The following is a 14,109-nucleotide window of genomic DNA, read 5'->3' on the forward strand; positions in this document are numbered from 1 at the left end:
ATTGATGAAACATGTGGATACACTCATTCGCTTATTAGAAGAACATGGCGGACCTGGTTTTGAAGAGGAAGTCGCCAAAATTGTGGAATCTGCAATGCGTACATATACTTCCAAAATTGAACGGGATACTCTGGGGAATTTGATTGCTACCGTAGAGGGTCAATCAAGTGGAAGACGCCCTCGGGTACTGCTCTCTGCACACATGGATGAAATCGCACTGATGGTAAGCCTCATTGACAAAGGTGGTTTCTTGCGTGTTGCGCAAACAGGAGGTTTTGATCCCAGGACGCTCGTTGGTCAAGAAGTGGTGGTGCACGGAAAAAACAAGCGTTGGCATGGAATTATTGGCAGCAAACCACCCCATTTGCAAGCGCCAGACGAACAAAAAAAAGCTGCTCCATTAGAAGATCTTTTTATCGATTTAGCTATGCCAGAAGAACGAGTGCGCTCGGAGATCCGTGTGGGCGATCGCGTTACGTTGCATCGCAGTGTTATGCCCCTGCTTCATCATCACTACAGCGGAAAATCACTGGATAATCGAACAAGCGTAGCAGTCATACTGGAATGTCTGGAGGCATTAAAAAAATACCATCATCAGGCAGATGTCATTGCTGTTGCTAGTGTTCAGGAAGAAGTAGGCGTTCGAGGAGCAACGACAGTGGGGTACGGCCAGGCTCCTGACGTAGCCATTGCCATTGATGTGACATTCGCTGACATGCCCGGACAGGCATCTGACTTCAGTTACAAAATTGGTAAAGGACCAGCCATAGCCAAAGGACCTAACATCCACCCTAAAGTATTCCAGGATTTAAGTGAAGCTGCGAAGGCAAACAACATTGACTATCAATTAGAATTATCACAAGGTCCCACAGGTACTGACGGACGGGCATTTCAAATTACGAGGGAAGGAATTGCCACAGGGCTGGTTGGGATAGCTATTCGCTATATGCATACCTCTGTTGAAACAGGCAGCTATCAAGATATTGTCGATTGCGGTAAAGTACTGGCCGAATATATAGCGCAATTAACTTGGGAAAGAGTGGAGGACTACTCATGCTACTAAAAAAATTGACTGAAGCTATGGGACCCTCCGGTTACGAGAATGAAATTCGTAATGTCATTCGCAGTGAAGTGACTCTGTCGCACAATCACATTTTCACGGATGTTCTAGGCAATCTTTTTGTACAGCAAAACCAAGATACTCAAGGTCCACATATTATGATTGACGCACATATGGACGAAATTGGCTTAATGATTGTTCATGTGGAGGAAAACGGCTTACTTCGTTTCCGTCCAATCGGTGGTATTGACCCCCGTGTTCTCGTTTCAAAACCTGTTGTCATTGGAGATAGCAAACACTTTGGCGTGATTGGCAGTAAGCCGATTCATCTGCAAAAACCGGAGGAACGCCGGCAGCCACTCGGTTGGTATCAACTTTACATCGATATAGGTGCTTCTTCCAAAGAGGACGCTCTTTCTGTTGTGCAACCAGGAGATGTAGCCGTATTTGCGACAACTTATGGAGAAATGGGAGAACGAGCAGCAAAAGCAAAATCGTTTGACGATCGCGTTGGTTGCGCGTTGTTGGTGGAAACGATGCAAAAAGAATGGCAGTTGAGACTTTCTGGAGTGTTCGCTGTACAAGAAGAAGTAGGGCTGCGAGGGGCTACAGCCGCAGCGTATCGATTGAAGCCTGACATCGCTATTGCTCTGGAAGGCACTGTTTGTTTTGATGTCGTTGACGCCCCGGCACACAATCAAGCCACACAACTTGGCAAAGGACCTGCCCTTACTTTGCAAGATGGCCTCACCCTGCCAGATCGACGTTTTACGGAGTTCATGATTGCCACCGCAGAAAAATATAACATCCCATGGCAATATCGACGCGTTAAAGGCGGTTCAAACGATTATGGAGCCATTCAAAAAGCCCGAGAAGGTGTGATTGGTGGCGCTATATCTGTACCTGTCCGCTATATTCATGCGCCTGCACAAATTATTTCACTCGAAGACTACCAAGCAGCCTTACAACTCCTTACAGCAATTCTGACTGAAATTCAGGAAGGAAGATGGCATTCATGAAAAATATCATCAAGCAATGGTCGGAGATGGTTATTCCTGCAGGAAGTGAAGCGGCGCATTTACCAAGCGTTCTTGCCACCTTTAAAGACATTGCAGATTCAACAGAGATTGACAGGCTCGGCAACGGGATTGTACGAAAAAATGGTGTTGGGCCGCATGTGGCGCTCGTAGCACACATAGATGAACCTGGAATCATGGTCAATCATATAGAAGAAAACGGCTTCCTTCGCTTTCTTACCATTGGCTCGCTGGAGGCCAAGCAGCTGATAGGGCAACACGTTCGATTTACCAATCAGACGCGCGGCATAATCGGTTGCGAAATGAAAGACGCCAATACCTCTTTAAGTGTTGACGATCTGTATATTGATCTCGGTGTGGATTCAGCAGAAGAAGCCTACCATCTTGCTCCCATAGGCATTTCTGCTGTACTGGATGTTCCCTTTGCTGAACTGGGTGAACATCGTTTGTCGGGACGCGCGTTGGACAATCGTGCAGGTTGTGTAGCTGCAGCAGATGCATTCCGTCAATTGGCTGACGAAGGTAGACAGGTTACTCTCGTTTTCAGTGCCCAATCAGTAGTGGGGGCACGCGGTGCCAAAACGGCTGCTTTCGCTCTTCAACCCGATCTCGTTTTGGTGATTGATAGTGCTCCAGCTGGAGATATGCCAAAAGCAAAACGTATGGATTTGCGTCTAGGTCATGGACCTGCGTTAAAAATCATGGACGGAACCGTCATAACCCCATTACGTGTCAAAAATGTTTTGCAAGATGCTGCTGAAACTCTTGGCATTAACATTCAGCATGAAGTATGGCCTGGAGGACAGTCGGATGCAGGACAAATTCATTTGTCACAAGCAGGCTTAATGGTAGGTGGTCTATCGATTCCGACACGCTATACAGGCCAGTTGTCGCAAGTGATTGATGTTCGTGATGTCGAGTCACTCGTCAAATGGGCTGTTGCGGCAGCCAATCAGTGGAAGGCTTAGACAGGAGGGCAAATAGTGCTTCGTTACCTGACAGCAGGAGAATCTCATGGACCTGAATTGACAGTGATTGTTGAAGGCATGCCCAGCCGTGTGCCAATTCAAAAAGAAAAGATTGATGAACAGTTGCGTCGACGCCAACAGGGATATGGACGCGGTAGACGAATGCAGATTGAAACAGATACGGTTGAAGTAACGAGCGGTATTCGTTTTGGAGAAACATTAGGTTCGCCGATTACCATGCGAGTTGTCAATCGCGATTTTAAAAACTGGATAGAAAAAATGTCTGTATGGGGAAATCCTCCAGAAAATTTAAAAGAAGTTACTCGCCCACGGCCTGGGCACGCTGACCTTGCCGGAGGTTTAAAGTACGATCACGAAGACTTGCGCAATATCCTGGAACGAGCCAGCGCTAGAAACACAACCACCGTCGTGGCCGCTGGAGCTTTGGTTAGACAATTGTTGGAACTCTTTAAGATAGAAATTACAGCTCATGTAGTGGAAATTGGCGGTGTAGTAGCCAAACCGGATACACTCGATTTTCAACAATTAATAGATGCTGCTGACCGTTCTCCTGTGCGAACAGCTGATCAAGTGGCTGAAGCCAAAATGATTGCTAAAATTGATGAAGCCAAAGAGCGTGGTGACACGGTTGGCGGGATTTTTGAGATTATTGTACGCGGTTGCCCACCTGGACTTGGCTCTCATGTGCATAACGACCGCAAATTAGATGCCCAATTAGCTGGTGCATTAATGGGTATCCAAGCCATAAAAGGTGTTGAAATTGGTCTTGGTTTTGAAGCAGCGCGGAGATTTGGTTCACAAGTACACGATGCCATTGTTTATCAGGCTCCACGTTATCTGCGTCCCTCGAATGGAGCAGGTGGCATAGAAGGCGGGATGACAACCGGTCAGGATATTGTCATCCGCGTGGCCATGAAGCCGATTTCGACGCTCTATAAACCCTTGGCCAGTGTTGATATGAAAACGAAAGAAGTGGAACTGGCAGCGGTGGAGAGATCAGATCACTGCGCAGTTCCTGCTGCATCGGTTGTTGGTGAAAATGTAGCGGCTTTTGTTATTGCGGATGCATTTTTACGCAAATTTAGCGGCGACTCTTTGCGTGAAATCCAAGCGCAAGTCGCGGCATACCAATCCATGGTGGAAAAACGATGATGAAACTCGAGGTGCGAAGTAAAAGTCGCCATTATCCTGTTTGGATTGGCGAACAGTTACTGGAACGCTGTGCTGAATATTGGCCTTCTGGGGAAAAGAAGCCCGGGAAAATTGTTGTTGTGACCGATCATCATGTGGTTTCGACACGAAAAACTCAAATTTTTCTCGAAACCTTGCAACAAATGGCTGAGACTCATTTGCTGACCGTGACAGCTGGAGAAGCTAGTAAGTCTCTGGAAACAGCTGAAACGATATATAGTAAACTGGCTCAATTACAAATTCGTCGGGAAGATATGCTGGTTGCTTGGGGGGGTGGTGTGGTAGGAGATCTGACTGGGTTTGTAGCCGCTACTTATCTGCGAGGCCTGCGTTATATCCAAGCTCCGACCACATTGTTAGCCCATGACAGTAGTCTGGGAGGCAAAGTTGGCGTCAATTTAAAGTATGCTAAAAATTTAGTCGGATCTTTTTATTCCCCTGTTGCTATCTGGTACGATGTTGAAATGCTAGAATCCCTATCTCAGCGAGATTGGGCAAGTGGTATGGCAGAAGTGATCAAACACGCCATTATCGGATCGGAAAAACTGTTTACTGAGCTTTACCAATCTCCGTACCGCAGCTATCCGGGAGGTTCGGCCTCCATAACCATGCTCAGTCAAGCTATGCAAGTAAAAATTGACGTGGTTGAAGCGGATGAACAAGAGGCAGAATGGCGTATGGTTCTCAATGCGGGACATACGATTGGCCATGCCGTAGAAGCCAAAAGCGAATACCGCTGGTCTCATGGAGAGGCCATATCGATTGGGTTAGCTGTAGAATCCTATTTGGCAAAGCGATTAGGGTTGCTCAGTGAAGATGATAAACAAAAAATCATTGAATGCTTGGAGCTGCATGGCTTACCAACTCAGGACAAGGGAATGGCCTTTGATGAATTGATTCCTTATCTTCAACTGGATAAGAAAAACTCTCAGGACGGTTGGACTTTTGCTTTACCAGAACGGATTGGCCAAGTAAGAATTATAAAAAATATAGATAAAGACCTGGTCAGGTTGGCTTGGCAGGATAATGAGTCTCGCTGATTGAGCAGACCCTAGAATACCAAGCCGCGTGTCCCATGTGAGAGGAGAGAACAGAATATGAAAGTACGGGGTATTCGAGGGGCTATTTGCGCAAGTGAAAACTCACCCTTAGCAATTCACACGGCTACTCGCGAATTGGTAGATACCATTGTAGAACTTAATGAAATTGACGTAGATGATGTGGCGAGTATTCTTTTTACCATGACCGCCGATCTGACAGCCGCCTTCCCGGCAGAAGCGGTCCGTTCGCGTCCTGGTTGGCAGTGGGTTCCTCTCATGTGCGCGACAGAATTGCCGATTGAAAATAGCAAGAGCCGCTGTATTCGGGTTTTGATGCACGTCAACACGCATAAAACCCAAGAAGCATTGCAGCACGTGTATTTAGGTGAAGCTATTGTATTACGGCCCGATCTCGCTCAAAAAAACGTCTAAGGAGAAACCTGCCTGTTGACGCATAGGATAATTTTGCGTATGATCGCAAGAAAGGATTTTACGTTTTTTACGAATATACCAGTAAGCCGTCTTATAAGGACGGCAGCCTACAGTGAAGTATAGACGAGTCGAGTGTGGATTTGAGGAGAGTTGAGTGGAGCAGAGCGATGTTTCTTCGTCTTTTGGCGAATGAATCAGCGTAAAAGTGCGTTCATGGAGAAGATAGTTGCCGACATTAAGGCAGCTTAATAGGCCATTGACCGTGCATCCACAGGTTAGGTTGAATCTCCTCCTAGCTTGTGGGTGTTTTTGCTTTTGCGCCGAAACGCAAACCGTCTTCATGCTTCACCACTCTTGCTCCTAATGTATTCTCAAGAGGAGTTGAGTGGAGATGTCTCAATCGTTGGTTCAAGACATTCTGCAACGTTTAACAAAAGGGGAAACATTATCTTTTCCGCTTGCTGAAGCTTTTACACAAACGCTTATGCAAGGAGAAGTAACGGAAATTCAAACCGCTGCCGTCCTGACAGCTTTAGCTATGCGCGGCGAAACTTCTGATGAAATTGCAGCATTTGCTAGCGCCATGCGCTCGCACAGCCTGCGCATAACAGCCCCAGAAAACGCAATAGACACTTGCGGTACAGGCGGAGATGGACGGAATACGTTTAATATATCGACTGCAGCAGCTATCGTAGCTGCCGCCGCAGGTGTTCCCGTTGCTAAACATGGAAACCGGAGTGCTACCAGTCGCAGCGGCAGTGCCGACGTTTTAGAACAGTTAGGGGTCAGTGTGACACTAGAACCTCATCAGGCAGAGTACTGCTTAAACGAAGCAGGAATTTGTTTTCTTTATGCGCGTACGTACCATCCTGCCATGAAATACGCTGCAAAACCTCGCCAACAGCTTGGTTTTCGGACGATTTTCAACATTCTAGGTCCGCTGACCAATCCAGCTCATGTCAAGCGGCAGGTCATTGGAGTTTTTAAAGCCGATCTCGTTCCCATAGTCGCAGAAGCCCTGCTGAAACTTGGCAGTGAACATGCACTCGTAATGCATGGCAGTGATGGATTGGATGAGTTCACATTGTCTGGAGAAACTTTGGTAGCTGAACTGTGTTCCGGCAACATTCGTAACTATACGCTGACACCAGAAGAAGTAAGTTTGCCAAGAGCTGATGTATCCGAGTTAGTGGGCGGGGACGCTGCTGATAATGCCCGAATGATGTTGGATTTGTTTGCGCAACAAAGGCCAGGAGCCATATTGAATGCTGTTTTATACAATGCAGCCGCCGCTTTGTACGTTGCTGGACAATCAAATTCCATCCGAGAGGGTGTCGCTGTCGCTCAACAAATATTGAAAAGCGGTGCAGCCTTAGCGAAACTTCAGCAACTCGTGCAATCTTCGCAAGATGCACAGACAATGGGTAAAGCAGAGGAGGGGATCATCTCGTGAGCAGTTTTCTGGAAGAAATTTTGCGTGTAAAGGAACAGGAAGTAACTGCATTGCCGGATCGACCCACTTTTGAGAGAAACATTACCCTAAAACCAAGCCTGCGAAAACGACTGCTTGAATCTGATCATTTGCAAATTGTTGCTGAATTTAAAAGAGCCAGTCCATCGAAAGGCATTATAGCTGACACACTGCTACCTGTAGAACGTGCCAAAAGATACGAAGACGCTGGAGCAGCAGCAGTTTCAGTTTTGACAGATCAAACCTTTTTTCGCGGATCGCTTCAAGATTTACGGGAAATTGCTGAGTCTGTCCAAATACCTGTACTGCGGAAAGACTTTATCATTTCAGAAAAACAGCTTCGGGAAGCTCATGCAGCTGGAGCGGATATTGTTCTTTTGATTGTTGCTGCTTTATCTTCCGAGCGTCTGGCAGAATTGCGCCATTTTGCGGCAGAATTAGGCCTGGAAACACTCATTGAAGTTCACAATGAACGCGAACTTGAAACCGCTTTGGCTGTTGAACCTGATATTCTAGGTATTAACAATCGAAACTTGCACACTTTTGAAGTCTCCTTGCAAACGACCGAACAATTGATGACGCAAATTCCTTCATCCATACCTGTACTGTCAGAAAGTGGTATGGCGACCCCGGATGACGCTCAAAGAGTAGCTATTGCCGGAGTGAGTGGTTTGTTAATTGGTGAGACGTTGATGCGTCATGGGGACGATCAACTGCCAGGCGTTTTACGAGGATTTCAAGTCAAACGATTTCCGTTTGTCAAAGGGTCTTATTGATGATTCGACCTAAAGTTAAGATATGTGGTTTGAAAGCAGGAGACAATTTGGATTTTGCGCAGCATCCGCTGGTTTCCCATATAGGTTTTGTTCAAGTCCAAGCCAGCCGACGCTATATTGATCCGGATGACGCAAAAGTTATGGTGCAAGCGTTAGAACATCAAGTTCAAGCTGTAGGTGTTTTTGCCAATCAATCGGTTGATGAAGTCATAGAACGCTGCCATAGAGCAGGTTTTACAGTAGCCCAGTTACACGGTCAGGAATCTTTGCAAGATTGTGAGGAAATTCGTAGACATGGACTGCAGGTCTGGAAGGCCATATCGGTGTCCACCAGTGATTCATCTGGACAAGTGCAGGCTGCTATAGAGCATTACCGTTCAGCGACAGATGCCTTGCTTCTTGACGCGGCAGCTCCCAATTCAAGTGAGGGCGTTACGGGTGGCTGGGGAAAATCTTTTGACTGGCATCTGCTCCCTCAGATATTGCGTTTTTTTCCTGGCGATCCGATTTGGATAGCAGGGGGTTTACGGCCTGACAACGTATCACATTTACTCTCCGTGACCATTCCTTATGGACTGGATGTGTCTTCAGGAGTCGAGATCGGCGGTAGAAAATCTTCAGAAAAAATTGCTGTTTTTTTAGAAAGGGTGAACTCGTTTGTCCATACCAACAAACTTTCCTGACGCCGCTGGTCGATTTGGTCCGTTTGGCGGACGCTATGTTCCAGAAACACTCATGGCTGCCTTACACCAGTTAGAAGCCGACTTTCATCGTTTGATGGCAAGCAACGATTTCCGCAAAGAATTGGACTATCATCTACGCACCTATGCAGGGCGTCCATCCGGACTTTATTATGCTGAAAATCTGAGTAAAAGTCTGGGTGGCGCGAAAATTTATTTAAAACGTGAAGATCTGAACCATACAGGAGCTCATAAAATCAACAACACAATAGGCCAGGCACTGCTCGCTTTACACACAGGAAAAAAAAGGATTATTGCTGAAACAGGAGCCGGACAGCATGGGGTAGCATCTGCCACAGTAGCGGCTAAATTCGGCTTATCCTGCACGGTTTTCATGGGCGAGGAAGATATGCAGCGCCAGGCACTCAACGTATTTCGCATGCGCATGCTGGGAGCAGAAGTCGTGGCAGCCACTTCAGGTACGCGCACACTCAAAGATGCGACCAACGAAGCCATCCGTCACTGGGTCGAACATGTGGAGGACACGTATTACATTATTGGTTCGGTTGTAGGCCCTCACCCTTATCCACAAATTGTGCGCGATTTCCAAAGGGTGATTGGCGACGAGACAAAGCAACAAATTCTCGAATTGGAAGGTCGTTTGCCCAATCGGATTTACGCGTGTGTAGGTGGTGGCAGCAACGCTATGGGTATCTTCTATCCGTTTATAGAAGATTCATCTGTAGAATTGATTGGCTGCGAAGCGGCAGGTGAAGGGATTGACACAGAAAAGCATGCTGCTTCTATCGCTCGCGGCAAACCGGGTGTCATACATGGGGCCATGACTTATTTAATGCAGGACGAATACGGACAAGTGACACCGGCGCACAGTATTTCCGCTGGACTGGATTATCCAGGTATTGGTCCAGAACACGCTTGGCTGCATCAGAGCGGGAGAGCTCGCTATGTACCAGTGACTGACCAACAGGCGCTTGAAGCTTTTTACATGCTCTCCCGTACAGAAGGCATTATTCCAGCGTTAGAGAGTGCCCACGCTGTGGCCCAAGTTGTAAAGGATGCTCCTACACTAAGTAAGGACGAGATTATTGTGGTCTGTCTATCTGGACGTGGAGACAAAGATGTGGAACAAGTTGCCGCCAGAGGAGGAATTTCGCTTGGAACGCATTCAGAAGGCGTTTGAAAAACGCAAGGGAAAAGCGGCTATCCTGCCCTTTTTGACAGCAGGTGATCCAAATTTTGACGATTCGCTCGCTTGTTTCCGCGCTCTTTTGCAAGCAGGGGCCGATCTCGTTGAAATTGGTATACCGTATTCTGACCCATTGGCAGATGGGAAAGTGATTCAAGACGCAGCATTGCGCAGTCTACAATCTGGGTTTTCATTGCCAAGAATCTTTGAAATGACACAGTTGTTACGTCGCGAATCGGAAGCAGGACTTATCTTATTCTCTTACGTTAATCCTGTCTTTCAATATGGATTGGAACGCTTCTTTCAGGATGCTAAGAAAGCAGGCGCAGATGGCATTATCATACCTGATTTGCCTTTTGAAGAGAGTGTGGACGTCCGTCAAGCTGCCGATGCAGCTGATATAGCCCTGATTCCCTTGGTTACGCCTACGTCAGGTCGAGACAGAATCGCGTCCATCAGCAGTGAGGCCCGCGGGTTTGTTTATTGTGTTTCATCGCTTGGTGTAACAGGTGAACGGGTACAAATGTCCGAACGTGTGGAAGAGTTAGTGCGTACGGTACGACAATCCACCCCATTGCCTGTGGCTGTTGGATTTGGTGTATCCACTCCTGAGCAGGCTCAAAATATTGCAGCTTATGCTGATGGAGTGATTGTGGGTAGCGCTTTTGTGCGACGCATTGGACAATCGCTGGATCAAGGTCAAGATGCGATGTTGTCAACAATTACAGAATTTTTCAAAGAATTACAGACGGCTGTTCAATAGCAGCGCAGAAAAAAGGAGTGGAGAGAAGCATGATTATCGTTTTGAAAACAGGAGCAACAGAACAAGATGTGGAGCGGGTCAGTGAGTTATTGCGCAGTAAAGGACTTGGTGTTCACGTCTCACAAGGAATTGAAAAAACAATTATTGGTGTAATCGGTGCCAAGGAACGTGTGGGTGAATTAGCAGTTGAATCGCTGGAATGCGTAGAAAAGGTGGTTTCTGTGAGTAATCCATTTAAATTAGCTTCGCGGGATTTTCATCCTCTTGACACTGTCATTTCTGTAGGCAACTTGAAAATTGGTGGTCCAGAACCGGTGTATATGGCGGGCCCGTGTTCTGTCGAGTCACGGACAGGGATGATTGAAATTGCTCAGCGTGTAAAAGAAGCAGGCGCTCACATTTTGCGCGGTGGGGCATTTAAACCGCGATCGTCCCCGTATTCTTTTCAAGGGCTTGGCGAAGAGGGACTTAAATATATGGCTGAAGCTCGTGAAATAACAGGACTGCCGATAATCAGCGAAGTGATGGAACCAGAAACCGTCAATCTGATGGTTGACTATGTAGACATTCTTCAAATTGGTGCACGCAATATGCAAAACTACGCGTTGCTGCGCGCTGTTGGACGTACACAAACACCTGTATTGCTAAAGCGTGGTTTTAGCAACACGATTGAAGAATGGCTGATGTCTGCAGAGTATATTTTGTCTGAAGGCAACCCTAATGTTATTCTTTGTGAACGAGGTATTCGCACATTTGAAACATATACGCGCAACACACTCGACTTAAACGCTGTACCTGTAGTGAAACACTTATCGCATCTACCCGTCATTGTCGATCCTTCACATGGAGTTGGAAAATGGCGCTATGTGACTGCCATGAGCCGGGCGGCTATGGCTGCTGGTGCGCACGGCTTAATTGTGGAAGTACATCCCAACCCGCAAGAAGCTCTCTCCGATGGACCACAATCTTTGACTTTGGAGAACTTTGAGAATCTTATAGAGGAAGTCAATCGCATTGTTCGCGTGCTAAATCCAGAAGTAACGTCGGCAAACACAAACCAATGAACGTGCGTGTACTTGTGGTAGGATGCGGCTTAATCGGGGTTTCACTAGCGCTTGCTTGGAAAGAAAAGCATCCTGACTGGATTTTTTATGGTTTGGAAAATCACCCTTCACATCGTCAGGAGGCAATGCAGTTAGACGTTTTTACTCATGTGTTTGCCTCCTGGGATGATATGGAGAAAACCGCCTCTGATAGGTCATACACGATTGGATTGCTCGCGGTGCCAGTTGAAGCGGCTATTTCACTTCTCCCTAAAATTTCTGCATACTGTGAATGGTGTATAGACGTTTGTTCTGTGAAAGGTTGCATATGTGAAGTTGCAGAGCAACTTGGATTGCGTCAAAGGTTTCTGCCCACACATCCGATGGCTGGAAAAAGTGTGGGCGGTCCGCAATCGGCCAATGCTGAATTGTTTCTTAATTGTTCTTGGATTGTCATAAAGAATTGGCCAGCATTAGATTATTTTCGAGATTTTCTTCAAGGCACAGGTGCTCATCTTGTGATACTCGACAATGCTGAATTGCATGATGAATGGATGGCTGTGGTCTCGCATACCGTTCATCTCACTTCACTGAGCGTCATGCTTGCCTATGAAGATTATTGGGTAAACAGCGGAGTCGATCCCAAACTGCTTGCTGCATGCACTGGGCCAGCATTTCGAGACATCACTCGACTTGCTTCTTCTCCTAGCCAATTTTGGTTAGAAACTATCCACCAAAACCGTGAACCCATACTTTTGCATTTACAACGTATAGAAGATACATTAAAACGTTTTAAATTTTTACTAGAAAATCAAGATTTTCAAGGTATAGAAAGCGAATTAAAGAGATCTCAAATAGCTAGAAACGAATGGGAGGAGTGGAAAAGTCATGACAATTTCTTTAACCCATCCGAATCGTAGAACTTTTAAAAAAACAGCCAACTTAAGTGGAACTGTGCGCGTTCCTGGAGACAAGTCCATGACCCATCGAGCCATCTTGTTTGCTTTACTGGCTGAGGGAACAACACGCATTGAAGGATGGTTGAATGCGGCTGATTGCCGTTCTTCTCTGGAAGTGGCCAAACAACTGGGCGCCTCTGTTTCTTTTGAGCAAGAGTCCTTACTCATTAAAGGTACAGGAGGGTCTTTGAAAGAACCTGAAAATGTATTGGATTGCGGTAATTCTGGGACAACCATTCGTCTTTTCAGCGGAGCTATTGCTAGTCAAGTTTCTTTTGCCTGCTTGACAGGAGATGACTCTCTGCGCCGTCGCCCCATGGGAAGAGTGCTGAAACCACTCGCAGAAATGGGAGCCATCGCTTACGCGCGCTCAGGCAGTTACGCACCTTTTGCTCTTATTGGCCAATCTCCACTCTCAGCCATTCGCTATACATTGCCCGTTCCCAGCGCACAAGTCAAATCGGCAGTGATGTTGGCTGGGTTACATGCACCAAAAGCTGGTGGAGTGACCACCATTATTGAATCTCAACCCAGCCGTGACCACACAGAACGGATGTTGCTTGGATTTGGAGTCCAGGTAGATATGGAAAAAGAGGGAGAAAAACGCTACATATCCATTCGAGCAGAACAACCCCTGCGTGCAACCTCAGTAGAAATACCTGGTGATGCATCTTCTGCTGCATTTCTGCTCGTGGCTGCCGCTATTGTTCCTGATAGCGATGTAACGATTGAGCATGTAGGGTTGAATCCTACACGTATTGGATTTTTAAAGGTATTACAAAGGATGGGCGCCCATGTGGAAATTTTGAATCAACGGGAGAGTGCGGGCGAACCTCTTGGAAACGTACGTGTACGTTATCAACCACTCAGTGGAACGGATATTCTTCCTGAGGAAATCCCGTCATTAATTGATGAAATCCCCATTTTGGCCATAGCTGCAGCAGTGGCAGAGGGAAAAACCACTATTCGCGGTGCAGGAGAATTGAGAGTTAAAGAAACAGACCGGATTTTAGCTATGGCTAAAGGACTTCAGACGCTCGGTGTACATGTCGAAGAAGCAGACGATGGGCTAACTATTATAGGAGGAAAATTAAACGGCGGAGTGGTGGATAGTTTTCATGACCATCGAATTGCGATGAGTTTTGCAGTGGCTGGTTTGGCCGCTGAGCAAGAAGTGACTATTGAAAATTGGTCAGCCGTTGATATTTCTTTTCCAACATTTTCAGATTTAATTTTGGAACTTCAAAGGGAAAGAAAATTCGAATAAAAAATGAAAATTTGCATTGACAGCGCTTCCATTCCGTTATATTCTTGTAGTCGAAGGGTGATTGTTCTGATTTCTCTCCACTCCTAGCTTTAATACTAGAGCCTGCGATTGCAGGCTCATTTTTTTGAAAACGCATTCATAAATACATTTTACCTCCCACATATAGACCTCACTCTACAGAATCCATGATTTTT

At 46.5% G+C, this 14,109-nt stretch carries 14 protein-coding genes; all 14 read left to right on the forward strand.

The window, feature by feature from the left end; translation table 11 throughout:
- Window positions 1-4: 4 nt before the first annotated feature.
- The 14 genes from FY534_RS06610 to aroA all read left to right on the forward strand — a co-directional run bounded on the left by FY534_RS06610 (window position 5) and on the right by aroA (window position 13,915).
- On the forward strand, window positions 5-1,063 hold the full coding sequence (locus tag FY534_RS06610) for a M20/M25/M40 family metallo-hydrolase (RefSeq protein ID WP_072873250.1): 1,059 nt from the start codon (window positions 5-7) through the stop codon (window positions 1,061-1,063).
- Entirely contained in the window at window positions 1,054-2,079 is a 1,026-nt protein-coding gene (locus FY534_RS06615) for a M42 family metallopeptidase (protein WP_203115472.1), read from the forward strand. Before FY534_RS06610 ends, FY534_RS06615 begins: the two co-directional genes overlap by 10 nt.
- The gene (locus FY534_RS06620) at window positions 2,076-3,065 is read left to right on the forward strand and encodes a zinc-binding metallopeptidase family protein (protein WP_072873219.1); all 990 of its coding nucleotides are present in this window, start codon (window positions 2,076-2,078) and stop codon (window positions 3,063-3,065) included. Before FY534_RS06615 ends, FY534_RS06620 begins: the two co-directional genes overlap by 4 nt.
- A gap of 15 nt (window positions 3,066-3,080) precedes the next feature.
- A complete protein-coding gene (aroC, locus tag FY534_RS06625; RefSeq protein ID WP_072873218.1) occupies window positions 3,081-4,238 on the forward strand; it encodes a chorismate synthase in 1,158 nt (385 codons plus the stop codon).
- Window positions 4,235-5,317, forward strand: a complete 1,083-nt coding sequence (gene aroB, locus FY534_RS06630) for a 3-dehydroquinate synthase (protein ID WP_203115473.1) — start codon at window positions 4,235-4,237, stop codon at window positions 5,315-5,317. The genes aroC and aroB overlap by 4 nt, the downstream gene beginning before the upstream one ends.
- A 57-nt stretch (window positions 5,318-5,374) precedes the next feature.
- Window positions 5,375-5,749, forward strand: a complete 375-nt coding sequence (gene aroH, locus FY534_RS06635) for a chorismate mutase (protein ID WP_072873216.1) — start codon at window positions 5,375-5,377, stop codon at window positions 5,747-5,749.
- Window positions 5,750-6,140: 391 nt separating this feature from the next.
- Window positions 6,141-7,202 carry an anthranilate phosphoribosyltransferase gene (gene trpD, locus FY534_RS06640; RefSeq protein WP_203115474.1) on the forward strand — a complete coding sequence of 354 codons (1,062 nt, stop codon included), beginning with the start codon at window positions 6,141-6,143 and terminating at the stop codon, window positions 7,200-7,202.
- Window positions 7,199-7,996: an indole-3-glycerol phosphate synthase TrpC gene (gene trpC / locus FY534_RS06645; RefSeq protein ID WP_203115475.1), complete on the forward strand. Its 798-nt coding sequence runs from the start codon at window positions 7,199-7,201 to the stop codon at window positions 7,994-7,996. The genes trpD and trpC overlap by 4 nt, the downstream gene beginning before the upstream one ends.
- The gene (locus FY534_RS06650) at window positions 7,996-8,679 is read left to right on the forward strand and encodes a phosphoribosylanthranilate isomerase (RefSeq protein WP_203115476.1); all 684 of its coding nucleotides are present in this window, start codon (window positions 7,996-7,998) and stop codon (window positions 8,677-8,679) included. The genes trpC and FY534_RS06650 overlap by 1 nt, the downstream gene beginning before the upstream one ends.
- Window positions 8,660-9,877, forward strand: a complete 1,218-nt coding sequence (gene trpB / locus FY534_RS06655; RefSeq protein WP_370541565.1) for a tryptophan synthase subunit beta — start codon at window positions 8,660-8,662, stop codon at window positions 9,875-9,877. Before FY534_RS06650 ends, trpB begins: the two co-directional genes overlap by 20 nt.
- Window positions 9,852-10,646: a tryptophan synthase subunit alpha gene (gene trpA / locus FY534_RS06660; protein ID WP_203115477.1), complete on the forward strand. Its 795-nt coding sequence runs from the start codon at window positions 9,852-9,854 to the stop codon at window positions 10,644-10,646. Before trpB ends, trpA begins: the two co-directional genes overlap by 26 nt.
- Window positions 10,647-10,675: 29 nt before the next feature.
- On the forward strand, window positions 10,676-11,710 hold the full coding sequence (gene aroF / locus FY534_RS06665; protein WP_072873211.1) for a 3-deoxy-7-phosphoheptulonate synthase: 1,035 nt from the start codon (window positions 10,676-10,678) through the stop codon (window positions 11,708-11,710).
- Entirely contained in the window at window positions 11,707-12,609 is a 903-nt protein-coding gene (locus tag FY534_RS06670; protein WP_203115478.1) for a prephenate dehydrogenase, read from the forward strand. The genes aroF and FY534_RS06670 overlap by 4 nt, the downstream gene beginning before the upstream one ends.
- The gene (aroA, locus tag FY534_RS06675) at window positions 12,578-13,915 is read left to right on the forward strand and encodes a 3-phosphoshikimate 1-carboxyvinyltransferase (protein WP_203115479.1); all 1,338 of its coding nucleotides are present in this window, start codon (window positions 12,578-12,580) and stop codon (window positions 13,913-13,915) included. The genes FY534_RS06670 and aroA overlap by 32 nt, the downstream gene beginning before the upstream one ends.
- The last annotated feature ends 194 nt before the right edge of the window (window positions 13,916-14,109 follow it).

It is taken from the genome of Alicyclobacillus sp. TC (genome assembly GCF_016804365.1).
In the GTDB taxonomy this organism is placed as follows: Bacteria; Bacillota; Bacilli; order Alicyclobacillales; family Alicyclobacillaceae; genus Alicyclobacillus_I; species Alicyclobacillus_I tolerans.